General features: G+C 61.7%; 20 protein-coding genes. 10 read left to right on the top strand and 10 right to left on the bottom strand.

Annotated features, from left to right (window positions below):
- Positions 1-591: 591 nt before the first annotated feature.
- The 5 genes from AABE10_RS25145 to AABE10_RS25165 all read right to left on the bottom strand — a co-directional run bounded on the left by AABE10_RS25145 (position 592) and on the right by AABE10_RS25165 (position 6,761).
- Positions 592-1,782, bottom strand: coding sequence for an acyltransferase (locus tag AABE10_RS25145; protein WP_342935939.1), 1,191 nt, complete (start codon positions 1,780-1,782; stop codon positions 592-594).
- 164 nt (positions 1,783-1,946) lie between these two features.
- Positions 1,947-3,860, bottom strand: coding sequence for an AAA family ATPase (locus AABE10_RS25150; protein ID WP_428983383.1), 1,914 nt, complete (start codon positions 3,858-3,860; stop codon positions 1,947-1,949).
- A 1,123-nt stretch (positions 3,861-4,983) separates the two neighbouring features.
- Positions 4,984-5,907 (bottom strand): PilZ domain-containing protein, encoded by a 924-nt coding sequence (locus AABE10_RS25155; protein ID WP_342935940.1) that lies wholly within the window; start codon positions 5,905-5,907, stop codon positions 4,984-4,986.
- 208 nt (positions 5,908-6,115) lie between these two features.
- Positions 6,116-6,559 carry a cupin domain-containing protein gene (locus AABE10_RS25160; RefSeq protein WP_342935941.1) on the bottom strand — a complete coding sequence of 148 codons (444 nt, stop codon included), beginning with the start codon at positions 6,557-6,559 and terminating at the stop codon, positions 6,116-6,118.
- Between the two features lie 43 nt (positions 6,560-6,602).
- Entirely contained in the window at positions 6,603-6,761 is a 159-nt protein-coding gene (locus AABE10_RS25165; protein WP_342935942.1) for a hypothetical protein, read from the bottom strand.
- A 72-nt stretch (positions 6,762-6,833) separates the two neighbouring features.
- Between AABE10_RS25165 and AABE10_RS25170 the strand changes: the two genes are divergently transcribed.
- Together AABE10_RS25170 and AABE10_RS25175 are read left to right on the top strand one after the other, a co-directional pair.
- The gene (locus AABE10_RS25170) at positions 6,834-7,259 is read left to right on the top strand and encodes a VOC family protein (protein WP_342935943.1); all 426 of its coding nucleotides are present in this window, start codon (positions 6,834-6,836) and stop codon (positions 7,257-7,259) included.
- A 166-nt stretch (positions 7,260-7,425) separates the two neighbouring features.
- The gene (locus AABE10_RS25175; RefSeq protein ID WP_342935944.1) at positions 7,426-8,379 is read left to right on the top strand and encodes a LysR family transcriptional regulator; all 954 of its coding nucleotides are present in this window, start codon (positions 7,426-7,428) and stop codon (positions 8,377-8,379) included.
- Here the strand turns inward: AABE10_RS25175 and AABE10_RS25180 are convergent.
- Together AABE10_RS25180 and AABE10_RS25185 are read right to left on the bottom strand one after the other, a co-directional pair.
- Positions 8,376-9,266, bottom strand: coding sequence for a LysR family transcriptional regulator (locus AABE10_RS25180; RefSeq protein ID WP_342936258.1), 891 nt, complete (start codon positions 9,264-9,266; stop codon positions 8,376-8,378). The two genes, AABE10_RS25175 and AABE10_RS25180, sit on opposite strands and share 4 nt — an antisense overlap.
- A gap of 141 nt (positions 9,267-9,407) precedes the next feature.
- A complete protein-coding gene (locus AABE10_RS25185) occupies positions 9,408-9,746 on the bottom strand; it encodes an MmgE/PrpD family protein (RefSeq protein ID WP_342935945.1) in 339 nt (112 codons plus the stop codon).
- A 432-nt stretch (positions 9,747-10,178) separates the two neighbouring features.
- Here AABE10_RS25185 and AABE10_RS25190 point away from each other — a divergent pair, with 432 nt between their 5' ends.
- Positions 10,179-10,730 carry a thioredoxin family protein gene (locus tag AABE10_RS25190; protein WP_342935946.1) on the top strand — a complete coding sequence of 184 codons (552 nt, stop codon included), beginning with the start codon at positions 10,179-10,181 and terminating at the stop codon, positions 10,728-10,730.
- A gap of 403 nt (positions 10,731-11,133) precedes the next feature.
- Positions 11,134-11,559 carry an organic hydroperoxide resistance protein gene (locus AABE10_RS25195; RefSeq protein WP_342935947.1) on the top strand — a complete coding sequence of 142 codons (426 nt, stop codon included), beginning with the start codon at positions 11,134-11,136 and terminating at the stop codon, positions 11,557-11,559.
- A 221-nt stretch (positions 11,560-11,780) separates the two neighbouring features.
- On the opposite strand, the gene AABE10_RS25200 is transcribed toward AABE10_RS25195, so the two are convergent.
- On the bottom strand, positions 11,781-13,292 hold the full coding sequence (locus AABE10_RS25200; RefSeq protein ID WP_342935948.1) for a CoA-acylating methylmalonate-semialdehyde dehydrogenase: 1,512 nt from the start codon (positions 13,290-13,292) through the stop codon (positions 11,781-11,783).
- A gap of 105 nt (positions 13,293-13,397) precedes the next feature.
- Here AABE10_RS25200 and AABE10_RS25205 point away from each other — a divergent pair, with 105 nt between their 5' ends.
- The 3 genes from AABE10_RS25205 to AABE10_RS25215 all read left to right on the top strand — a co-directional run bounded on the left by AABE10_RS25205 (position 13,398) and on the right by AABE10_RS25215 (position 18,918).
- Positions 13,398-14,339 (top strand): LysR family transcriptional regulator, encoded by a 942-nt coding sequence (locus AABE10_RS25205; RefSeq protein ID WP_342935949.1) that lies wholly within the window; start codon positions 13,398-13,400, stop codon positions 14,337-14,339.
- Positions 14,340-14,727: 388 nt separating this feature from the next.
- Positions 14,728-17,337 (top strand): PAS domain S-box protein, encoded by a 2,610-nt coding sequence (locus AABE10_RS25210; RefSeq protein ID WP_342935950.1) that lies wholly within the window; start codon positions 14,728-14,730, stop codon positions 17,335-17,337.
- 294 nt (positions 17,338-17,631) lie between these two features.
- Positions 17,632-18,918 carry an MFS transporter gene (locus AABE10_RS25215; RefSeq protein WP_342935951.1) on the top strand — a complete coding sequence of 429 codons (1,287 nt, stop codon included), beginning with the start codon at positions 17,632-17,634 and terminating at the stop codon, positions 18,916-18,918.
- A gap of 79 nt (positions 18,919-18,997) precedes the next feature.
- Here AABE10_RS25215 and AABE10_RS25220 read toward each other — a convergent pair whose 3' ends face one another.
- On the bottom strand, positions 18,998-20,044 hold the full coding sequence (locus tag AABE10_RS25220) for a LacI family DNA-binding transcriptional regulator (RefSeq protein ID WP_342936259.1): 1,047 nt from the start codon (positions 20,042-20,044) through the stop codon (positions 18,998-19,000).
- Between the two features lie 111 nt (positions 20,045-20,155).
- On the opposite strand from AABE10_RS25220, the gene AABE10_RS25225 reads away from it, so the two are divergent.
- The 3 genes from AABE10_RS25225 (at position 20,156) to AABE10_RS25235 (ending at position 22,770) form a co-directional block, all read left to right on the top strand.
- On the top strand, positions 20,156-20,989 hold the full coding sequence (locus AABE10_RS25225) for an NAD(P)-dependent oxidoreductase (RefSeq protein WP_342935952.1): 834 nt from the start codon (positions 20,156-20,158) through the stop codon (positions 20,987-20,989).
- 228 nt (positions 20,990-21,217) lie between these two features.
- Positions 21,218-21,520, top strand: a complete 303-nt coding sequence (locus AABE10_RS25230) for a hypothetical protein (protein WP_090873718.1) — start codon at positions 21,218-21,220, stop codon at positions 21,518-21,520.
- A 377-nt stretch (positions 21,521-21,897) separates the two neighbouring features.
- On the top strand, positions 21,898-22,770 hold the full coding sequence (locus AABE10_RS25235) for a hypothetical protein (protein ID WP_342935953.1): 873 nt from the start codon (positions 21,898-21,900) through the stop codon (positions 22,768-22,770).
- 140 nt (positions 22,771-22,910) lie between these two features.
- Here the strand turns inward: AABE10_RS25235 and AABE10_RS25240 are convergent, their stop codons facing one another.
- Complete coding sequence (locus AABE10_RS25240) at positions 22,911-23,768, bottom strand: oxidoreductase (protein ID WP_342935954.1); 858 nt, start codon at positions 23,766-23,768, stop codon at positions 22,911-22,913.
- Positions 23,769-23,781 lie beyond the last annotated feature (13 nt).

The raw sequence follows: 23,781 nt of genomic DNA on the forward strand, positions 1-23,781 counted from the left end.
ACGCGCAGATCGCGGCAGGACCTGCGATCTTGGCCGCCTTCCAGGCGCCGAACAGCCAGCCCGATCCGATGATCGAGCCAAGCCCCGTCAGCATCAGCGCGAATGGGCCGATGTGCCGTTGAATAGAGCTATTCAATTGTCTTCCTCATATCTCAGATGCACGGAACCGCCAGGTCGCTTCATCCTGACGCTGAATATTCCGGCTTTCCTTGTAATTCGATAGCGAAGCGCGACAGCTGTCGCAATGTGCGCTGCGAGACGTGTTGTCGATAGAGCGCATGCCATCGAGCGAGTGCCGGATAGTCCCCGGAATGACACTGCCCCGTCCAATGCAAATTGAGCATGAGGGTCATGTCGAATAAACATAATGCCGCGCAAACGCCGACATGACGGGGCGCAGCGGTCAGCGTCCAGTTGCCGCGACAGGAAAACAGGCACGGCATCTACATGCGATTGCATGCGTGCTGGGTCGCGTTGCAATTGCCCAATGATTAGTGGGTACTCGCGCTTTCGCTGACGATGTGCATTCGCCCACTATCAGCGAGCTTTCAACGAATGAGGCATCGGACCACTAGCCGGACCCATTTCTCATCAGGTTCGCCGCGCCGGATAAAAGCGCCCGTCGACGTGCGAGAGCAGCTTGCGCGACAGTTGCGTCGCGCGGCCTTGTATCAGCCGGTCCGAGAGGCGCGAAAAACCATACGATGCAGCAAGCGCGATCAATACGGTCCCGACGAATAGTGCAATCGACATATCCTGATCGCTTTGCCTGAATATGTCCGCGAAGAAATGAAATGTCGCGTACACGCAGATGAAGTGCCACAGATAGATGCCATAGCTTTCACGTCCTAGCGCCGCTGCACATCGACGGAAGACGAACGCACCGCGCGATCTCATCAGGTCGCGTACCGCATCGCACTGCGAGCCCACGAACAACAGAAAGGCGACCGCGCTGCATGCGGCGAATACGGGCGCGAATTGATGTCCTTTTGCGAGCCATACACCGAGCGCCGCTGTCGCGAGCGCAAAGCCCAGAGCAAGCCCGAAATAGAGCCACGCCGCGCGCGCGGTGACGTTCGACGTGCCCATCAAGTGCGAACGAAAGGCATACCACGCCCACATCCCGACGATAAAACACGGCCCTTGCACGGGTGGCCAGAAATAACCGAACGAGTTGTTTCTGACGTGACAGTCGAGTGTGCCGTGGCAATCGCCGATCAACATCGACGCGATGGAAAGCGCCAGCAACAAAAACGTCGCCAGCACGAGCCGCAAGCGATTCATCGCCGCGAAGAACAGAAGCGGCGCGATCAGATAGAACAGCATCTCGACGCCGATAGACCATCCGCCAGGCACGACGTTGTTGATTGCCGTCGGCGACAGCGCGTGAAGAAACAGTATGTTTAGCAGAACATCAATGGGACCGTGCGAGCCGAGCACCCATGCACGTTCGTACCCTGACTGCATTGCGCCATAGCTGATCAGTCCGTAGACGGCAATCGCGACGTAATACAGCGGAGCGATGCGAAAGAAGCGCTTGATATAGAAACGCAATGTGACGTGACGCGCATCCACGCAACGTGCGTGATCGGTTTCGAGCGTCATGAAGATCGTGATCGCGCTGATCACGAAGAAGAGCTGCACGCCGTATTGGCCCATGCGGGCCAGCAACGTCACGGCATGCGGCAGATTGGGAAACTGAAACGACAGGTGTACGGCGACAACCCCGACGATCGCGAGCGCCCGACCAGCGTCGAGCGCAGCAACGCGGCTTTTGTCCATCTGCAAGCCTCCTCGCGCTTTGACTGTGAATTCGCCCAATAATGGGCCGCGAGGTTCGTCGACAAAATATGTTCGGCGGAAGTTCCTGTTTTTTTGTTTCGCTGTTTATCCAGTTCGCTTCTTTTCGCTAGCAGCCGGTGCACCCACAGCCGCGTGCGAAATGATCAAGCCGCTGCCGGCTGCTCCGCGAGATGCAGCGCGTCCTGGCTCGCCTTGTGTTCGTCGATCAGCCGATAAACCGTTTCACCCGGCACTGTCTCCGATTCGAGCAATTGGTCCGCTATCGCGCGCAATACCGGCTCGTTATCGCGCAATAGCGCATAGCAGGCGTCGTTCAGTTCCTTGAGCAAAATGTTCGCGTGTTCGATCGCGTTCTTCATCTGCAATCCAGCGTATTGCGAAGGCAGCGCGGCAAGACTGAACAGATTTCCGTCTGCGTTGAAACCGAATTTCGACACCATGTCCAGACTGATGCGCGACGCTTCCTGCAAGTCCTGCGCCGCGCCGCTCGATGCTTCCGAGAACGCCAGCAATTCGGCATTGCGGCCGCCCAACAACACCTGAATTTCATTGCGCATTTCGGTCTCGCGATACAGATGCTTGTCCTGCGTCTTCGTGATCAGCGCGACGCCCAGCGCGCCGCCTCGCGGCAAAATCGTGACCTCTTCGAGTACGCCCGTGCCGAGCAGCGCGGCAACGAGCCCATGGCCGGCCTCGTGAACGGCGATACGGGTACGCTCGTCTTCCGTGAGCGCGCGCTCCGCGCCATTCACATCGCCGATGCGCGCAATCTTGATCGCCTCGACGAAATGCTTCGATGCGATCACGTCATCGCCCGCCTTGCGCGCGACGAGTCCCGCCTGATTGACGACCATCGCGAGCGTCGCCGGCGAAAGTCCCGTAGTCAATCGCGCGAGCTGATTGAAGTCGATGTCGTCGGCTTTCGATTTCAGCTTCTGGGCATAGAAACGGATGATGTCCGCGCGATCTTCGAGATCGGGCAAACGCACCTGCACCGTGCGATCGAAACGGCCGGGACGGCGCAACGCTTCGTCGAGATTGTCCGGGTGATTCGTCGCCGCCACGATGATCACGCCTTCATTCGACTCGAAGCCGTCCATCTCCGCGAGCAACTGGTTGATGATTCGATTGCTCTCCGCTTCGACAGGACCGCCGCCCGTGTCCGTGCGTTTGGCGAGGCCGTCCGCTTCGTCGATGAAGATGACGGTGGGCGTATTCTTGCGCGCGAGCTCGAACAGGTGCTTGACCTTCTGAATGCCGACACCGTAGTACTTCGCGCTGAAATAGCTGCCCGTGATCGAAATGAAATTTGCGCCGCACTCGCCCGCGAGCGCCTGCGCGAGTCGCGTCTTGCCGACGCCGGGGCCACCCGTCATCAGAATGCCGCACGGCGCGCGCACGCCCATGCCCGTGAACTGCTTCGGGTTCGTCAGATAGGCTTGAATGTCGGCCAGTGCCGCCTTTGCTTCGCCCGCGCCGATGACGTCGTCGAAAGACAGTGCAGGTGTCTTTTCGAGCAGCCGAGCGCTGCCCGTCATTTCACGGCGCATGAACCACGCGAGTCCGCCGATCAGCAACAGCGGCAACAGCAGGCTGATCACGTCGCGCGTCTTGTCGAATGCATCCACCCAGCGCGCCGATCCCGTGCGGACATTCGCATCGGGCAGCCATACGAGTTGATACGGAGAACGCGCGTCCGCCTTCATCTCGCCCAGCAGCAGTGCATTCGAAAAGGCCGCGTTGTGATCGGTGACGTAGTACTTCGCTCCGTCGCCAGTCGACACGAGGATCGCATTCGGGCTCACGCCGATGGCCGTCACGTTGTGATCGCGAATGTCGCGCAGCATTTCCGATGCGTCCTTTTCCTGACGGGTCCACGGCGACGCGTCTTTGCGCATTTCGCTCGCGACGCCGCCGAGTACTGGCGACGCCATCGCGTTGCGCTGTTCATGGCGTAGATGCAAGAACGTGACAAGCGCCGCGAAGGCCGTCGCCATCACGCAGAGCATCACATAGCGGCCATTACGGGACCAGAACGTATTCTTTGCCGGTTTCATCAGTTGATTCCTAAAACGGGCCAAATCATGGCCTTCACGGATGAGCGTGAAAAATAATAGGGAGTGCACTACGCGCGTGGCGCGCAACGAGGCTGGATGGAATTGGCCGGGCTACTGCAGAGCCGCGCGCGAGGAAGGCACCAGCTCTTTAAGTGCAATGCAGTCGGTAAAAAAGAAACGTCCCTTTTTCAACGACTGTGTACAACTAGCATTATGCCCAGGCCTACGCTATTTCCAAAACGGTAGAAAAGGGGCTATTTCAGGGTTGATTCAGTTATTTGCCCTGCTTGTCCCTGTTCGCAATTGGCGCGGCGGATGAAGGCAGATCGAACGTCTGCCGGAGTGACGGATATTGCTAACATCGAACGCGCCATCATGCGCACGCCATCGCGCTCGCACGCGATGACCCATCGCGAACGGCGGAATACTCCGCCACTATCTACGCTGATGGAATGTGGCGACTGTCAGCGCCGCACGACACCCATAAGCAACCCGCTGATTCCCACCTTCAAAACACCCGCGTATTTGCCGTCTATTCATCTAGACATCGCATCGACGCGAAGATCAAAACCTTTATCGATTTTTTGACGTCGCACTTCAGACAAATGCTCGACAGCATTCTTCTGGGCGATCACAAGGATGAGACGCCTGGCCGTCTTACGCGCGCAGTGGAGAACGTATGATGCACACGATCAGCTTCCCTCATTTTCGGGTACGTTATGCCATTGCGCTTTGCAGTGTCGCGCTTGCCGCGACGTGCGCGTATCAGGCACCGGGTCTGATGCAGGCGCTTCTCGTCGTCGGAGAGAATGCACAATTGCCGCTCGAACGTCTTGCCGCTGAAGCGGCATCGCCTGCGCCCGTTTCGGCGACAGTCGTTCCGGAACGCGAGCGCGCAAAGACGCAGAAACCCCGACAGATACGGCCGGACTGCTGCACACAAGCGTCGTGAACCTCATGAATTCACGGCTATGGGCACAGTTCGATCGACTATAAGTACTGGACTTAAGCGCACTGTGCATTCGCTATTCGTCACGTCGCCCATACATAAACAGAAGCGCGGTGAATAGAATTCTCTGTCCGCCGGCGACGGCAACGTCGACCTTTTCCGTACTGCCGGCGGTTACGCGAACCGCCCTTCTCCCGCTGCGGGATGTTCGCGCGCAATGGCTCCCGTTAGTACATCCAGCACGAAGTCGCTCACGAGCGCGCGCACGTCTCCCGACGTATTGCCGAACTCCGCGCCGATCAGAGTTTCGCCGCCCTTCGTGCGCCGGTTGCGCGCAATGCAGTTCAACGGCGCCGTGCGCACGCGGCCCGCGCGCGAAAGCGGCAGCGAGAGCTTGAAGTGCTCGCCGGGCGCGGGCGAATTCGCGTTCACGAGCAGGCCGACGCCTGTCGAGCTGAGATCGACCGCGCGCACTTCCGTGCCCGCCATCGGCCGGTCGTTTCTCGACAGACGCGCAGCGACGTCGATGCCCACCCGAACATTCCGCCGCAGCGTGCGCGAGCGGACCTCTGCGGGATAGCGCAAATAGAGTACTTCGAACGGCATCGCGTGTCGGCCGATAACTTCCGACCGAAACGAATAGCGGTAGCGACCCGCGATGAACTGACCGTCGACAGGCGCGCCCGGCGTGAACGCGGGATCGATGTCATCGCCGGTGAGAAGAACACTGACCTTTTCCAGCAGGCCAACGAACTGCGTGCGCGCCGAAACTCCGCTTTCGTCTGCGAGCGTGACGACGAAATCTTCCGGCACACATCCCGTCGTCGGAAAGCTTCCGATAAAGTCCTGTTCGTCGTGATTGCGGTGCACGCGCGCGGCGGGTGTGGGCGCGTCGTCGTGTGGCGGCTTCGCATCGTCGCGGTGCTCGCCGGGAAAAGTATGCCGGTACGCACCCAAAGCAAACAGCTTCTGACACTGCGCTTCGCTGTGAACGACATGCCCCCGGCCTATCAGAAGCTTGCCGTCCGCCGTGTAGACAGAGAACGGCAGCGGAACTCCGATCGTCACTTCCCGTTGCGACAGCGGCACCAACGGCATGGCTGGTCTTCTCCTCTCGTGGTGTTGTTCGAATTGCATCGCACTGCACGGAGATGCCCATTCTCCAATGCGTGCAGTTTGCAAGTATGCACGACGTCGAAGTTCACACCAACAGGGCAAACGTTTGTATCGAGCAAGTTTTTGCAGACGCAAGCGCTTGCCTCGAATGGCCGGGTCCGCTATCGCGTCCTCACGCGTGCTATCGCGCTCATTGCGGCGCAGCGGGCATCAGCCCGTAGGCGGACATGACGGCGAAGAGCTTCGCGCGGTCAGGCGAACCGCCTGCATCGATCACCGCGCCGACATCGCGGAAGTACTGCGCCCCGATGTCAGGCGTAAGAACGATAAGCGCGCGCGCTGTCGCGTCGTGGGGATTGCTGAACGCATGCACCGATCCGCGCGGCGTGTGCATCCAGTCGCCTGGCGCGAGATCGCGCATGGCGCCATCGACGGCGTAGCGCAGCGTCCCCTCCAGCACATAGACGCACTCTTCATTGTTCGTGTGACTATGCGGCGGCGGCACGCGCGAACCGGGCGGCACCGTCAATTCGAACACGCCCATTCCGCCCGTCGCGGTTCCGTCGATCAGATACCGGATCGTCAGTCCGCCGATCGTAATCGGCTCGCTTGCCGCCGTCGTGTTGTCCGTCATTCCCGGCTCCTTCTGTCGCGTATCCGCGAGCGCCTGAGTATCATCAAGTGTAGATGACGGGCGCGCGGCTGCAATAGAAGCGTATTCCGGTATGGCCGCGAAGCGTCTGCATCATGAGCCGTGACGCGGTAATCGCGATGCCATATCCCTGCATGACGCCCCGATGGCAAATCTCCGTTTCTTGCCGCTCAAGAATCTTCACGAGTTCGCGTTCCTATAATTGCACGATCGCGCCGAAAGCCGCGATCACCTCGACTGCACAGGAAACCCCAAAATGACGACTCAACCGCTCACCGCCGGTATCGATCACGTGGGACTGACCGTTCGCGATCTGAACGTGACGCGTGACTTCTTTATCAATTGCCTCGACTGGACACAGGTCGGCGAAAAACCGGACTACCCTGCGGCTTTCGTATCGGATGGCAAGATCATGGTGACGCTGTGGCAAGTCGCCGAATCCGCCAACCGCATCGAATTCGACCGCAAGACGAACGTCGGACTGCATCATCTGGCGTTTCGTGTTCGCAGTGAAGAAGAACTCGGCGCAATGTTCGAGCGAGTGTCCCGATGGCCTGGCGTCAAGGTCGACTTTGCGCCGGAGAACCTCGGCGCGGGCCCCAAGCGGCACACGATGCTCTACGAACCCGGCGGCATCCGGCTCGAATTCGATTTCGATCCGCGCATTCAGATAAATGCCTGAACAGAAATGGCAGTCGCATTCGCGTTCCATTCTTCAGCGAGACCGCTCGGTCCATGAGCTATCTCTCGCGGTGATACCCCTATCAAAACAAACCGCGCGTTGTCACCGGAATCCGTTGCTAAAGTAATCGCAGCGCTATGAAGCAGCAATGGAACGGGAGTTGGACGTGGACCAGCTTTATATGTTGAGAGCATTCGTCGCGGCGGCGCAGCATCAGAGCTTCAGCAAGGCGGCCGCGTCGCTTGGCGTCACGACAGGGTCGATTTCAAAGGCCATTGCAAAGCTTGAAGCGTCGATCCAGACCCGCGTGCTTCATCGCACGACACGATCCGTCGCGCTGACGGAAGAAGCGCAATCGTATTACGTGAGCTGCTGCCGCCTGCTCGAAGAACTCGACGAAGCGAATCGCCGTATTACTCGCGAGCGTGAAGTCGACAGTGGCAAGTTGCGTCTTGCCATTCATCCGACATTGATCGGCGAAACGTTCTCGCAGTTTGTGGCCGGCTATCGTGCGGTTGCGCCCAACGTCAATCTCGTCGCGTCCATACACGAAGGTGCCGTCAATCTCTATGACGGACAATTCGACATGGCGATGCTTCCGCCGAATCAGGTCGACCAATCCGCCGTGATCCGGCGGACATTGTTAAGGTCGCCGCGAATGCTCGCGGCATCGCCCGATTACTTTGCCCGATACGGCACGCCTCGTTGCGCAGCCGATCTCGCTTCGCACTTGCTGCTATTGCCTTCGCAGGCGCGGCAGCAAAATTCAAACTACGTACAGGCGATCGAAGACGGCGAGCCGGTGCAGGTGATTCCGTCGTCGTCGATGGATGGCAATGATGTGCTTCTGCGCGCTGCAGCACTCGCGGGCGCCGGCATTGCAGAGCTACCCGAAGCGATGGCGCGTGACGATCTTGCGAGGGGCAAGCTCATTCCCATTCTGCCGGGCTGTTCGCTGTCGGACAGCGAAGTTGAAATCTGCCTGTTCTATTCGCATCGGGAACTGCTTCCCGCGCGATTCAGAACGTTCATCGACTATTGCACCGAGTTCTTCCGCCGCAATAGCAATAGCATCAGCCGGCGCACCGGGCTCGTCGATACGCACGCACAAGCGGCCTAAGCTGCAGCCATTACAACCGGGCCGAGCCCCGAACGCGCCACTTCGACGAATGCCTGCATGGCGCTCGATACATAGGCGTCGTGTCGGCGGATGAAAAGCGTCGAGACGCGTGCAGTGCTCGCGGCGACGGAATGGACCGCGATGATGTCCTGCTCGGCTGCGCGCGTGACGACACCTCGAGGCAGCAGCGTAACGCCGATGCCGGCCGCGACACATGCAATGATCGCATCCAGCGAACCGAATTCGAGCGGTGTTGCGGTGACGATCCCCATTTCCGCGAGTAGCGCTTCGAGCCGCTGACGATACGAGCAACCCAGCCGAAACACGATCGTCTTGAGATCCGTGACAGCGGGTAATGCATCGACTGAACGCACTGTGCGTGGCGTCACCAGCACGAGTTCTTCTTCGAAGATCGTCTCGGCATGCAGGTCTGGATGATCGACAGGCCCTGCAACGAACGCGCCGTCGAGCCTGCATTCCGCGACATCTTCCGTGAGACTGCAACTCGTGCCCGTCATCAGCGACAAGCGCACTTGCGGATAAACGCGCGCGAAGTTGCTCAATATGGGTGACAGCCTGAGCGCCGCCGTGGTTTCCAGCGTGCCCAATGCAAGCGTGCCCGAAGGCGGTCCGTCGTCGAGCGCGGCGAGCTTTGCGTCTGCGAGCAGCTTCGTCATGCGCGCGGCGTACGGCAGCATCCGTTGCCCCGCAGGCGTGAGGCTGACGCCGCGCACATGACGATGAAACAGCGCGATACCGATTTCCCGTTCGAGAGAGCGGATTCGCGCCGTTACATTGGACTGGACCGTATGAAGCTCAACGGCCGCCCGGTTCATGCTGCCGTGACGGGCAACGGCCTCGAACACCTTGAGGTCGGCGACATCCATGCTGTGCACCTCTATGAGATCGACAGGGCCGCTCGCAGCGAACGGCATTGCAAGGTGGATCTCATCGTACACCAAAGCCTGCATGCGCACTGACGGAATGAACGTGCTGCCGCGTAAGTCGCGCATGCGGTCAGCCGGTATTCACTTTCCTGAAATCCTCTGCTCCGACGCGCGAGCGTCAAGCCCTGCGTGATATGACATTCGATAAAAGGCACGATGGTTCTCCTGTCTCCTGCAACGGCTATTTGAGGCGGCTAACCAGATCTTCGTCGTTCGCCGCGCCTTCGACATGCGCGGGAAGTATTCGTCGAACTGTTCTATGAGCACCCTGAACGGTGGGCCCGGCAATGCGGCGATTGCACAGCCGAGGCTGTCGAGGATGTTGCGCCTGAACACCTGCCGAGCCTGCGGCGTGAGATCAGAGAACCGCGCTTCGTCGGCAAATCTGCCTATGCGTTGCACAGCGGTGAGCGTGCTCATTGGCCGGAAGTCTCATGAAGAACTGATGGCTCAATGTCGCACCCGTCATGCAGAAGATCAAGCGAAGGGTTTGAATGCGGCTATCTGCGAGCCAGATACCTCGCTTTCTATCGCGCTACGTCCGGGATTTCCTGCGCTTTTCAAAAGGCCGGCTTGCGCAGATCAGCGAGCACTGAAGAGGGTGCGCGATTTCGACGGCGAGTCCACCAGCAAGCAGGAAGAAGACAGCCAACAGACGTTTCATTTTTTGCTCCATCTTTGTCAACGCCTGTTTTATAGCTCAATCGGCACGGTCATTTGTGTCCCAATGTATCGCGCGCCATCTCCGATACATGACGATTCAAATACCCGACAGTCCGACACAGCTCCGATACGCGCAGACGCTTCAATACGATCATTCCTTCCCGCTTGTCATTCACTAAAGGAGCCGACATGTTCACCCGATTCAAGACTGTAACTACCATTGCCGCATTGGCTGCTATCGCTGCGTTGGGCGCGATGGTCGCCAACAGCGGCGCCGCGACGACCATGCCCGTCGAACAGAACAAGTCCGCACCGGAATTCACGGGCATCGACAAATGGCTCAACAGCGAGCCGCTCACGATGCAGCAGTTGCGCGGCAAAGTCGTGCTGGTCGACTTCTGGACTTATACGTGCATCAACTGCATTCACACGCTGCCTCAAGTTGAGAGCTGGCATCAGAAGTACAAAAGCCAGGGTCTGGTGGTAGTCGGTGTCCATACGCCCGAGTACCCGTTCGAGCGCGACACGAAGAAGGTCAGCGCGGCTATAGCTCAATATGGCTTGCACTACCCTGTCGCGCAGGACAACAGGTACGCAACCTGGAACGCGTACGGCAATCAGTATTGGCCGGCGTTCTATCTGATCGACAAGAAGGGACGCGTGGTCTATAGCCACTTTGGCGAGGGTGACTACGAGAAAACGGAAGCCGCCATCCGGGAACAACTGGCTAAAGCGGACTGACGTAAACTGGGCGTTATCCGTGGCGAGCGCCTTGCCGCTGTACACAGAATCCAGCACTAGACCTTCGACACTGGCCAACAGGCGCACGGCTTCGCGCATCGTATCCGTGCGCATGCCATAGTCTTCGCCGCGCTGCCCGTCCTCGACGATGACGCTTCGTGCCTGCAACGCCATTCCGGGCGGCAGCAGCGCAAAAGTCACCGATGGGATCGCAGCACAAAAGCGTTCTTCTTCTGCACGAATGCACGCGCTTTGCAACACTATAGGCCGTGCCCGTCGAGAGTCCAGCGACGAGCGCGATGTCGCGAAAGTGGGCGCGCCGCTTGCGGGTGTCGCGCCGTTTCGCACCACATGGTCGATCAGTCAGTCGTTCAACTCGTAACCCTCCACGAAGGAGTTCGCAATGTCGCTCGAAAAGGTTCTCTACACCGCACATGCAAAAGCAACGGGAGGCCGCGATGGCCGCGCAGTCGTACCGGAAGGCAAACTGGATTTCAAGCTGACCACGCCAAAAGAACTGGGCGGCCAGGGAGGAGAAGGCTCCAATCCGGAACAGCTTTTCGCTGCCGGTTATAGCGCATGCTTTATCGGCGCAATGAAATTCGTCGCCGCGCGCGACAAGATCGCGATGCCCGCCGATGCATCGATCGACGGCAGTGTCGGCATTGGCCCCATTCCCAATGGCTTCGGCATCGAAGTCGAACTGAAGATATCACTGCCGGGCATGCCGCGCGACGCCGCCCAGGATCTCGTCGACAAGGCGCACATCGTGTGCCCCTACTCGAACGCAACGCGCAACAATATCGACGTGACGCTGACGCTCGTTTGATGCGCAATCGCTCCGCTCTAACACGCGCGATGCTGGCCGCCGTTTCAGCAGGCGGCCAGCAAGCGTCGTAATCCCGATGCGTTCATCAAACAGGGCTTTGCAGAATTCACCTTTTCGAAATCGGGATACGGGCAGAGCGTCTCATCTAATGTCAGATGAAACTACAGGTTTGGCGGCCCCTGTCGAGGGCCGCACCACGCGTAACGCGATCGAATCACGCGTTACTTCGCGGTCGGTATTGCGAACTCTGCGCCCTTCTCGATGCTCTCGGGCCAACGCTGCATGATCGACTTCTGCTTCGTATAGAAGCGCACGCCTTCTTCGCCATACGCGTGCGTGTCGCCGAACAGGCTGCGCTTCCAGCCGCCGAAGCCGTGCCATGCCATCGGTACGGGAATCGGCACGTTGATGCCGACCATGCCTACCTCGATCCGGCGGCCGAATTCGCGGGCAATGTGGCCATCGCGCGTGAAGCACGCAACGCCGTTGCCGAATTCGTGCGCGTTGATCAGATCGACGGCTTCTGTGAAGTCCTGCACGCGCACGCAAGCGAGCACCGGCCCGAAGATTTCTTCCTTGTAGATGCGCATCTCGGGCGTAACGTTGTCGAAGAGCGTGCCGCCCGTGAAGAAGCCGTCTTCATGGCCGGGCACCTTCAGGCCACGCCCATCGACGACGAGCGTCGCGCCTTCCTTCACGCCCTCGGCGATATAGCCTTCGATTCGCTCCAATGCCTGCCGCGTGACAATCGGGCCCATTTCCGCGTCCGCTTCCATGCCGTTCTTGACGATCAGGCTGCGCGCACGTTCCGCGAGCTTCGGGACGATCTTGCCGGCCACATCGCCGACGAGCAGCGCCACCGAAATCGCCATGCAGCGCTCGCCAGCGGAACCGTACGCGGCGCCGACGAGCGCGTCGATGGTCTTGTCGAGATCGGCGTCCGGCATCACGACCATGTGATTCTTCGCGCCGCCGAGCGCCTGCACGCGCTTGCCGTGCTTCGCACCCGTCTCGTAGATGTAGTTCGCGATGGGCGTCGAGCCGACGAAGCTCACGGCCCTCACGTCCGGATGCGTCAGCAATGCATCGACGACAACCTTGTCGCCCTGAACGACGTTGAATACGCCGTCGGGCAAGCCCGCCTGCTTCAGCAGATCGGCCATGAAAAGCGCTGCTGACGGATCGCGCTCGCTCGGCTTCAGAACGAACGAGTTGCCCGTCGCGATCGCAACGGGGAACATCCAGCACGGCACCATGCACGGAAAGTTGAACGGCGTGATCCCCGCGACGACGCCGAGCGGCTGACGCGTCGTCCAGTTGTCGATGCCCGTCGAGACCTGCTCCGTGTAGTCGCCTTTGAGCAGTTGCGGAATGCCGCATGCAAACTCGATCACGTCGATGCCGCGCGACACTTCGCCTTGCGCATCGGAGAACACCTTGCCGTGCTCGGCCGTGATGATGGCCGCCAGTTCGTCGCGGTGCCGGTTCATCAATTCGAGGAAGCGCAGCATGACGCGCGCGCGGCGGATGGGCGGCGTGTCGCGCCACTTCGGAAACGCAGCCTTCGCGCTGGCGACGGCCGCTTCGACATCGGCTGCCTCGCCCAGCAGCAGCTTGCGGGCCCGCGCGCCCGTCGCCGGGTTGAAAACGGGCTGGCTGCGCGTTCCCGTTCCGTTGACTCGTTCGCCGTGGATGAAATGTCCCACGTCTGCGCTGTCCATATAGGCTTGCATGTCGGCTCCTTCGTGATTGGCGTCAGAAGCAGTGTATGAAGCAGCGCGCACGCTGGAAAGACGCTACCATTGAAATCAATGTTTTCTACCGTGAACAATTGCTGTATGGATACGCAAAATATCGAGGAACTGTGGACGCATCTGCATTGGCTCACGATGCTCGCCGAGCAGGGCACCTACACGGCGGCGGCCGCGCGTCTGGGCGTCAGCAAGGCGGCGATGAGCCAGCGCATCGCCGAGCTGGAGCGCGCAGCAGGCATCTCGCTCGTGCAGCGCACGACGCGCAGCGTCCGCCTGACGGAAGCGGGCCAGCAACTTGTCGACAGCACGCGCAGCCAGTACGCGCAGATCGCCACCAGCTTCGCGCAGGTTCGCGAATTGTCGGGCGTGCCGCGTGGACTGGTGCGCGTCACGGCGCCCGTTGCATTCGCGCGGCAGCAACTCGTGCCAAAACTCCAGGCGTTCCTGCTGGCCAACCCTGAAGTGCGCGTTCAGCTCGAAGTGTCCGACAGGCTCGTTTCGCTCGCGACGGAGGGCTTCGATCTCGCGATACGCCACAGTGCAGAACCGCCCGATACGCACGTGGCCTGGAAGCTCTGCGACACGCACTCGGTGATCGTCGCGACGCGTGCCTATCTGCGCAAACGCGGCACGCCGAAAACGCCCGAAGACCTGGCTGCTCACGATTGCCTGTTCTATCCGCGTTCGGCGGGAGAGCCGACGTGGTCCTTCGAGCGCAAGACCGCGCGGAAAAAGGTCGCGCAGCCTGTCACGCTGCCCGTCAACGGACAGTTTTCGGCCAACAACAGCGAAACGTTGCGGGACGCCGCAATCGAAGGCCTCGGTATAGCGCTGGTGCCCGACTTCACGGCTCAGGCGGCCGTGCAGGCGGGCAAGCTCGTCGTGGTGCTTCCCGACTGGCGCGTGACGGGCGCGTTCGCGGAACACCTCTATATCTTGCGGCCGTATGCATCGCATGTTCCGCGCGCGGTCGGTCTCTTTGTGGGTTATCTGCGCGAACGTTTCGCAGACGGGTTTCCCGTCTAGTTGCGTTATCGGCCATGACCGCGAGCGCTACGTCGACCTGAGCGCTACTGCTAAACCAACCTCTCCCGCCTCATGCCTTACCCGTTTTTTCGTTGCGCGGCTCGCGGCGCTAACGGCATCCGCTTTTTATAATCGACCTGATTCGAACGCAGGCGCGTACAACCATTCGAAGTGTTGAACGGAACTGTCGGACGGAAGTGTTAGACGCAGGAAAGCGCCAGCGTGTATAACCGTCGAGAGAGCGCCTCGCTTGTCCATGCACGGTGCATAGCCGAACTGCATGCACGCGGCGCCGTCAGGTGCATCGCGAAAGCCGGACGATTCAGGAACGGCGTCTGCGACGCTTTCTAAAGCGCCCGCCCGCTGGCGTCGAACGGAGCCGCCCACGATGAATGGCAGTCAGGATCGACAGATCGACATCACCGATATCGCCGCGCAACTCAACCGCGAGCGCTCGACCAATGCGCGGCTGCGCAAGCTGATCGACGCGCACTCGCGTATCGCCGCCGCGAAGCTCGATCTCGACCGCTTCCTGTCCCTCGTCACCGATGCGCTGCTAGAACTCGTGCCCGCCGCACATGCATCGGTGGTCGAATGGGTAGAGGGCGACGAGATGGTGTATCGCGCGTGCAGCGGCACGATTGCGCATCATGTCGGGCTGCGCCTGAAACGCGACGGCAGCCTGTCGGGATTGTGTTCGCGCGAAAAGCATCTTTTGTACAGCGCCGATACGTCGAATGATCCGCGCGTCGATGCGCAGGCGTGCGAGCGTGTCGGTGCGAAGTCGATGGTGGTCGTGCCGCTGCTCTATCAAGCCGAAGTGGCAGGCGTCGTCAAACTGATGTCGGACCGGCGCGACGGGTTTTGCGCAGACGACGTCGAAACGCTCGAACGCATCGCGTCGCTGGTCGCATCGGGCATGGCGCATCAGCGCGTATTCGCGGAGAACCGCGCGCTCATCGAACAGAACACGATCACGATCGCGCGCCTGCGCACCGAAATCAGTCTGCGCGAAGCCGCGGACAGCAAGCTCGAAGCATCGCTGCTGCGTCGCCGGCTCGTGCTCGATACGACGCACGACGCATTCGTGTGCACGGACGCGGACGGCATCATCATCGACTGGAACGACGCGGCGACGCGCACGTTCGGCTATGCGCGCGATGCGGTGATGGGGCGCACGATACTCGATACGCTGTTTCCTGCGCGCTGCAAATCGTATTACGCCGCGCTCGACGTGTTCAAGCTCGCACCGGAGCACGACGCGGAGAGCGGCACAACAGGCAGCATAATAAGCGGCTCAGGAAGCGGTACAGACAAGAACGCGCACAACGACTCGAGCGGCCACGCGAGCCGCAGCCGCACGGAGCTTGTCGCGCGCCGCATCGACGGCAGCGAGTTTCCCGCCGAAGTGTCGATGTGTCCCGTGCAGTTCGACGGCCGCGCCGAGCTTGCGTATTTCGTGCGCGACGTCACCGAGCGCTTCAACGCGCGCGAACTCGACAAACGCTTTCGCGTGCTCGTCGACGCGATCAAGGACTATGCGATCACGATGCTCGACGCGCAAGGTCTTATCACGACGTGGAGCGCGGGCTCGACGCAGGTGATGGGCTATCAGTCGCATGAAGTGGTGGGCGAACCCGCAGCCTTGCTCTATACGCCCGAAGACGTCGCCGCAGGCAGGCCGCAGCGCGACCTGGAGCTTGCCGCGCGCGAAGGCCGCATCGAAGTGGAAGAGTGGCGCATGCGCAAGAACGGGACGATCTTCTGGGCGAACATCATTACGACGGCGCTGCGCGATCCGAACGGCACGCTGCAAGGGTTCGCGAAGATCACGCGCGACATGTCGCGCCGCCGCCGGCTCGAAGAACTCGAAGCATCGAGTCAGCGGATGAGCCAGTTCCTCGCGCTGCTCGGCCACGAGTTGCGCAATCCGCTCGCGCCGCTGCGCAACGCGGTCAGCATGCTGCAACTAAAGTCGGCGGATCATCGCGCGCTCGTGCCCGAGCACGAACTGATCGACCGCCAACTATCGCATCTCACGCGGCTCGTCGACGATCTGCTCGACGCGGGCCGCGTCACGCTGGGACGCGTGCAAATTGAGCCGAAGCCGGTATCGATGCAGGCCATCGCGCAGTTGAGCATCGAAGGCAGCGCGCCGCTTCTCGCCGCGCGCGGACAGACACTGAACGTATCGCTGCCCGACGCGCCGATGTACATCGAAGGCGATCTCACGCGCATGGTCCAGGTGGTGCAGAACCTGTTGAACAACGCGTCGAAGTTCAGTCCGGAGGGCGCGTCGATCGGCATGCAGGTGTTCCGCTCGGGCCGCCTCGTCGCGATCCGTGTCGCCGACTCGGGGCGCGGCATCGATCCCGCCGCCATCGATGCGATCTTCAATCTCTTCGTGCAGGAAACGCCGACGGAAGAACAGGCGAACAAGAGCGGGCTCGGCATCGGCCTGACGCTTGCGCGCGCAATCGTCGATCTGCATGGCGGACATATCGAAGCGCGCAGTGAAGGTCGCGGCAAGGGCAGCGAGTTCACCGTATGGCTGCCCGAATACACGCAGACCGTCTCCGACGATCGCACTCACGATGACAAGCCAGCGCCCGCGCTGCCCGCCGATCTGAAGGTGATGGTGGTCGACGACAACATCGATTCCGCCGACAGCATGGCGACGCTCGTCGAGGTGCTCGGTCACGAAGCGCATGCCGTCTACGACGGCGAGGCCGCGATCGAATGCGCGCAGACGCTCCAACCCAATCTCGTGCTGCTCGATCTGTCGATGCCGAAGATGACGGGCTTCGAAGCGCTGCCGCATATCCGCAAGGCGCTTGTGGCGCCGGGCACGATCATCGCCGCGATGACGGGCCTCGGCACGAGCGAAGACCGCGCGAAGACCGAGGCCGCTGGCTTCGATCTGCATCTGACCAAACCCGTCGGCTTGCCCGAACTCGAAAACGTGTTGCAGATGGCCGTGACGCACGCTCGCGATTGAAGCGCGCGCCGCCGCGCGCGTCCACAGCAGGCGATTCGTCTCGCCCGTTGAAGAAAACGATTAACTTCGATACCTTGAATCAAACACCCCATCGTGCCCCAATGCGCGCGGCATAGCTGAAAACACGTGCTAGCCAAGCGCCACTAAACCCTCTATTCTTAGAAAAACGTTTTCCAAACTAGACGGAAACACGCTGCGGCACGCCCCCGCCGCGCGATGCGTTCCGTCCCGGTGCTCGTCGCCGGCCATGAAAAAGACGCGGCGCGACGAGCGGCGCCGCGAACGGAGACAACCATGCAATCTGCCGTCGTCGGCGTCGTGCGCGTCGCCAGCCGCTTCCGCTGGACCGTCTGCGCGCTCCTCTTCTTCGCGACTGTCATCAACTACATGGACCGGCAGATCCTCGGTCTGCTCGCGCCCCTGCTCCAGCACGAAATCGGCTGGACGCAGGTGCAGTACGGCCGCATCGTGATCGCGTTTTCCGCGTTCTATGCGATCGGCCTGCTGTGCTTCGGACGCATCGTCGACTGGCTCGGCACGCGCCTGTCGTATGCGGGCGCAATGCTCGTGTGGAGCCTGGCCGCGATGCTGCATGCGGCCGTCGGCTCGGTGATGGGCTTCGCGGCCGTGCGCGCGCTGCTCGGCATCGGCGAAGGCGGCAATTTTCCGGCTGCGATCAAGACCACGGCCGAATGGTTTCCGCGCCGCGAGCGCGCGCTCGCGACGGGCATCTTCAACTCGGGCGCAAACATCGGCGCGGTGTTCGCGCCCGCGATCATTCCGCCCGTCGCGGTGATCTACGGCTGGCGCGCAGCGTTCATCATCATCGGCGCGATCGGCATCGTGTGGCTGGCCGTGTGGCTCGCGATCTATCGCCCCGCCGACCGCAGCGCGCAGGAAGAATTCGACGAACCGCGCGACGAAGTCGAAGCGCTCGACGCCCGCAACGCCAACGCCCGCGCGCCCGGCTGGGGCGAGCTGATCAAAAAGCGCGAGACGTGGGCGTTCCTGATCGGCAAGTTTCTGACCGATCCCGTCTGGTGGTTCTATCTGTTCTGGCTGCCGAAGTGGCTCAACGAGTCGCGCGGGATGGACATGCAGCACATCGGCCCGCCCCTCGTCGTTATCTACGCGATCACGACGGTAGGCAGCATCGGCGGCGGCTGGATCTCGTCTACGCTGCTCCGCAAGGGCTGGAGCGTGAACGCCGCGCGCAAGACGGCCATGCTGATCTGCGCATGCTGCGTGCTGCCCATCGCGTTCGTGTCGCAAGCGGACAACCTGTGGGTCGCCGTCGGCATCGTCGGCCTCGCCGCGGCAGCGCATCAGGGCTGGTCGGCGAATCTGTTCACGACGGCATCCGATCTCTTTCCGCGCCGCGCGCTCGGCGCCGTGGTCGGCATCGGCGGAATGGCGGGATCGGTCGGCGGCGTGCTGTTCTCGGAAGTGATCGGCCAGGTGCTGCAACGCACGGGCCACTACTGGGTGCTGTTCGCGATCGGCGCGCTGGCCTATCTGCTTGCGCTCGCAATCATGCACGCGCTGACGCCGCGCATGGCGCCCGCGAAGCTCGATGCATGAGCGTGCATGGCGCACATTGCGTGCATCGCGCGCCACATCGCGCTTCATGCATGCCGGAGCGAAGCGCGCGAGTGGGACGTCAGCCGCAAGCGGCCGTCGACTCGCGCACGATGAGGCGAGGCTCGAACATCGAATGCTCCGCATCGGATCGGCCAGCGAGTCCGTCGATCAGTTTCTGCATCGCCAGTTCGCCCATCTTTTCGCTTTGAATGTCGATGGTGGTCAGCGCGGGCGCCGCGTATTCGCCGTAAGGCACGTTGTCGATACCCGTCACCGATACGTCGCGCGGCAGCTTGAAACCCAGCGACGCCGCCTCTTTCATGAAGCCGAGCGCGATCAGGTCGTTGTAGCAGATCACCGCCTGCGGCCGCTGCGGCCCGAGCATCACGCGCGAGCACGCCTGCTCGCCCGCCTTCGCGGTGGGCGCATGCGCGTCGTGGACGTCGAGCGTGAGCCCCGCTTCATCGAGACATTCGCGCGCGCCGCGTATGCGCTCGTCGTTGATCCGGGCCTGGCCAAAGCCGAGATAGGCGATGCGCCGGTGCCCGAGATTCAGCAGATGCCGCGCGAGCATGTATGTCGAGAGCCGGTTGTCGATGCCGACGCTCGGGATCGGCAGGCCTGGGCTGCGCCGCAGGAGCACGAGTGGCTTGTTGAGATCGAGCATCCATTGCGACTCTTCGTCGGGCATGCGCGAACTGACGATGAGTCCGTCGACGCGCTGCGCAAGCGCTTCGATCAGCGAACGCTCGCGCGCCTGGTTTTCTTCGGTATCGACGAGCAGCAGCGTGTAGTCGTGCTGAAGCGCGATGCGGTTCGCGCCCTTCACGACGTTCGTGAAGTGCGGATTGCTGATGTCGAGGATCGCAAGGCCGATGGTGCGCGTGCGCCCCGTGATCATCGAGCGCGCAAGCGGATTCGAGCGATAGCCGAGCCGCTCGATCGCTTCCTTGAGCCTCGCTTCGACGGCAGGAGAAAATCGCTGCGTGCCGTTCATGTATTTCGACACCGTGGCGACGGATACGCCGGCCTCGACCGCGACATCGCGAATCGTCGGGGAAACTTTTTTCATGCGGAGGGTAACATTTTCTTTTCTGGTGAGGCGATTGTCGCAGAAAACGCCTATGCGGGACGTGTCGCGGTTCCCTCTCCCGCGTGCATGTCGGGCGACTGAGGCACCATCGATGCCGCCTTTATGATCAGAAAACGTTTTCCTCATTTAACTCGAAGGAACACCATGAACGAATCATCTGCTGTGCGGCGCAAGCCGTTCCGTCGTCTGCTACTGACGGGCGCGGCGGGCAATCTGGGCCGCCAGTTGCGCGGCGCGCTGGCCGATTGGGCCGACATCGTGCACGTGACCGACATCGTCCCGCCCGGCGACGCGGCCGCGCACGAAGAAACGAGCGTCGTCGATCTCGCGGATCGCGAGGCGGTGATGCATATGGTCGAAGGTGTCGACGCGATCGTGCATCTCGGCGGCATTTCGATCGACGCGCCCTTCGACGATCTGCTCGAAGCCAATTTCCGCGGCACGTACAACCTGTACGAAGCGGCGCGCAAGCATGGCGTGAAGCGCGTTGTGTTCGCCAGCTCGAATCACGCGATCGGGTTTCATCCCGTCACTGAGGTGCTCGACGCGGATTCACCGCATCGTCCGGACAGCCTGTACGGCGTGTCCAAGTGCTTCGGCGAATCGCTGTCGCGCTACTACTACGACCGCTTCGGCATCGAGACGGTGTGCTTGCGCATCGGCTCGTCGTTCGAAGAGCCGAAGAATCCGCGCATGCTGGTCACGTATCTGAGCTATCGCGACTTCATCGAACTGGTGCGCTGCTCGCTGTTCGCGAATCGCGTCGGCCATGTGGTCGTCTACGGCGCATCCGACAATCCCGTCAAGTGGTGGGACAACACGAAGGCGGGCTTCCTCGGCTTCCGCCCGCGCGACAGCTCGGAGCAATTCGCGGAACGTTTCCCCGCAAGCGCGCCGACGTCCGGACATGACGACCCGGCGCAGCGCTTCCAGGGCGGCGCATTCGTGCTCGGCGAGCCGCTCGCGCGCGATCGCTGAACGATCACGAAACGGCTGCTGAACCGCGCTGAACGGCTGCGCGTATCGCAGTACACCAAGCCATAGAGCGCAAAAAGGGACGTGCGGCAAGTGCCGCGCGCCCCGTCGAAGTCCGTTGAAAAGCAGGCAATCTCCGCCAACCGTTCATTGCGTAGCCGCAATCGAATTGCCGTCACAGTTTCGCAACGTGTACCATGTGACCAGGGCAAAACCCAGTGGAGCATGATCATGGACAGGCACGCCGTACATTACCGTCGCCATCTCATCATTCCACTAGCGTCCGTCGGCGTCCGCGGCTACGCGGCCAGCGTATTCGTCACGGGTCCAAGCGGACGGCGCAAAGCCTTTGGAATCCTCGGCTACTTTTCATCCGAGGAAGAGGCGATCGAGTACGCGACGTCATGCGCGAAAGCGCGCATCGAAGGAAACCGGATGCCGGGATTGCCGCGCAAGCTAAGCGCCGTCCGGCACTGGTTCATGCGTCACGGTATGCGTCGGCCGGGACTGTCCGACCCCACCGCGTGGGATTGATCGGACAAATGCGCGCCGAGCGGGGCGCGTCGTCGACATGTAAACTAAACCGAAGCGTTCGATAATCGGGAGGCTTCGACTGGCTCGCGGTATTGCGTGCGTGGCCGTCAACGCCCTTTTGAGAAGGTTTCGTTCTTCCGATATCGCTCGTCCGTTCCAACCTCATCAGGTCCGCCCATGGCTGGCTTTCGTCTGATGATAGGCGCGAGCAGTCGTCTATGATGGCTGCTCTCGTCGCTGAACGACTCGCACGTATGATGATGAATACCAGTAAAGTTTTGATGATCCTCGGAGGGCTTCTCGTCGGCGCGGCAGGCACGTCGTACATGATGCTTCTCCAGGCAGATCACCGCGCAGCGGATGAAGCGCGAGCCGGCATGGATGACTCCTCGTTGCAGGTTCCGAGCACCAATTCCCGCGTCGGCGCGAATCAGGTGACGCAAGGCAGTATCGATTCGTCACAAACGTCCGGTGCGATCACGAAGGGGGCTTCTATCCCGCCTTCGGTTGTACAGCAGCCGGCTGCGCCCGCTCCGGCGCCCACGCCCAAGAAGGCCGCGCCCGAATCGGCTCCGCCTGCCGCGCAAGCGATGACCCAGCCGCAGCCTGCCGCGCCTGCCCCGCAAATGACCGCTCCGCAGCAGCCTGCCGAGCCTACCGTGCAAGCGTTGACTCAGCCGCAACCTGCTGCACCGGCTCCGCAAGCGCCGCAAGCCGCTGCGCCTGCCGCGCAAGCCGCGCCCGCACCCCGACCCGCTGCGCAACCGAAGCAGGCTCCGTCTACGGCTGTCGCGTCGGTCAACGCGCGCGATTCGTCGCGCGTGAAGGTGTCACCCGCCCCGCGCGCGCAGCGTGAACGCGAAGATCTCGAGCGACGCGTGATGATGCTCCAGCAGGGCGCGACGCCGGAAACGGAGCAGCTGGTCCGGGAATCGGCCAAGCTCGATCCTTCGCTGCCCGCGCCGGACATGTCCGCGCTTCGTTCGACCCCGGAAGTGCGCGCGCCCTATCAATCGAATCCGCCTACCATCGGTACCACAGGTCAGCCGGTGCGTGAGTCGAAGGCCGATCCCGCGTTGCCGCCGCCGGACACGACGGCCACTCGCGCCGCAATGAGCCGCGCCGCGACGACGGACCAGCCGGTCAGTTCGCGGTCGGGCACGCATTCGAACCCGGTCGCCGCTGCCATGACGGACCAACTGGTCAAGGGTTCGGCCATGCTCGATCCGTCGCTGCCTCCGCCTAAGTAAGCCGGCCAGCGTCGTTGCGCGATCGGCGCAACGCGAACGCAACAGCAACGCAACGGCGCCCCTGCTTTCGCAGCGGGCGCCGATCCATTTTCGCCGTCGCAAACCGATCGATCGCCGATCCATTCACGACCGGCCGCGATTCAGACCGCGAAATCGGTCGATTGCGACAACGCCTTCCACGTCTGCGTTTCCGTGGTCACATACGCGTTCTTGTCCGCGATGGCCTTCAGCGTATCCGTGCCGAGCGGCAGGCGCAGCGGCGGCGTTTGCGCGTCCGCGAGCGTGACGAGCGCGGTGGCCAGCTTCTGCGGATCGCCGGGCTGGTTGTGGTTCATCCCGACAGCAAAGCGACGCACTTTGCCCGACGTCTCGTCATAGTCGTCGATGATGTCCTTGCCGACCACAAGCGACGACGCATCGAGGAAATCCGTGCGGAAGTAGCCCGGCTCGACGACGGTCGCGTGAATGCCCAGCGGCTCCAGCTCGGCGTGCAGCGATTCGGTGATGCCTTCGACGGCGAACTTCGTCGAGCTGTACACGCCGAATCCCGCTCCCGCGCGATAGCCGCCAATCGACGACATGTTGATCACGTGCCCCGAGCGCTGCTTGCGCATCACGGGCAGCACGGCGCGCGTCACATTCAGCAGACCAAAGACGTTGGTGTCGTACATGCGGCGCACGTCGGCGTCGCTCGATTCCTCGACCGCGGCGAGCAGGCCGAAGCCGGCATTGTTGACGAGCACATCGATGCGGCCGAACTTCTCGATGGCCGCCGCGACGGCCGCTTTCGCTTGCGCCTCGTCGGTCACGTCCAGCGCGACGGGCAACAGCGCGGGCGATTCCCCAAGACGCTCGACGATCGCGTCGACCTTGCGCCCCGCTGCGACGACGGCATTGCCATCGGCCAGCGCAGCCTGCGCGATCAGCGCGCCAAGGCCGCGCGATGCGCCCGTAATGAACCAGACGCGCTTGAACTGCTGTTTCGTGACGTTGTTCATGATCTGCTCCTAC

The sequence above is a fragment of the Paraburkholderia diazotrophica genome, assembly GCF_038900755.1.
Lineage (GTDB): Bacteria > Pseudomonadota > Gammaproteobacteria > Burkholderiales > Burkholderiaceae > Paraburkholderia > Paraburkholderia diazotrophica_A.